This is a genomic window from Achromobacter sp. UBA5777 (assembly GCF_002418565.1).
Lineage (GTDB): Bacteria > Pseudomonadota > Gammaproteobacteria > Burkholderiales > Burkholderiaceae_B > Achromobacter > Achromobacter animicus.
Window position 1 is genome coordinate 9,075 of sequence record NZ_DIEJ01000253.1, and the last position, 356, is coordinate 9,430.

A 356-nucleotide genomic window follows, 5' to 3' on the forward strand; every position below is an offset into this window, starting at 1 on the left:
GGTGGGCACGATGCGCGGCATCTATCACTGCGTCGGCGAGAACGGCATTCCGTTCGAGGTGCCGATCTCCGAATTCGTCCTGGCCATGCCGCGCACCTTGCACTGAGTATGGTCCGGCCTTCCGTTGCACGTTTTTCCCTCTGCACATGAAGCGCATTCTTAGCCTGTCCGTGCTGTCCATTCTGCTGGCGGCATGTTCCACCCCGTCCGATATTCCCCCTGATTCCGGATCCGGTCTGCCGGCAACGCCCGGGGCTCGCACGCCCGCGGCCGACGGTCCGCTCGTCGTGCCGCCGCTGGGCTCGTTGCCCGACACCCCGCCGCGCGCGCTGGCCGGCAAGTTGAAGCCCGCCAAC

General features: G+C 66.6%; 2 pseudogenes. Both read left to right on the plus strand.

The window, feature by feature from the left end:
• Positions 1-106: pseudogene (locus tag B3446_RS21540) on the plus strand (Co2+/Mg2+ efflux protein ApaG); the annotation flags it as partial.
• 40 nt (positions 107-146) lie between these two features.
• Positions 147-356: pseudogene (locus tag B3446_RS21545) on the plus strand (hypothetical protein); the annotation flags it as partial.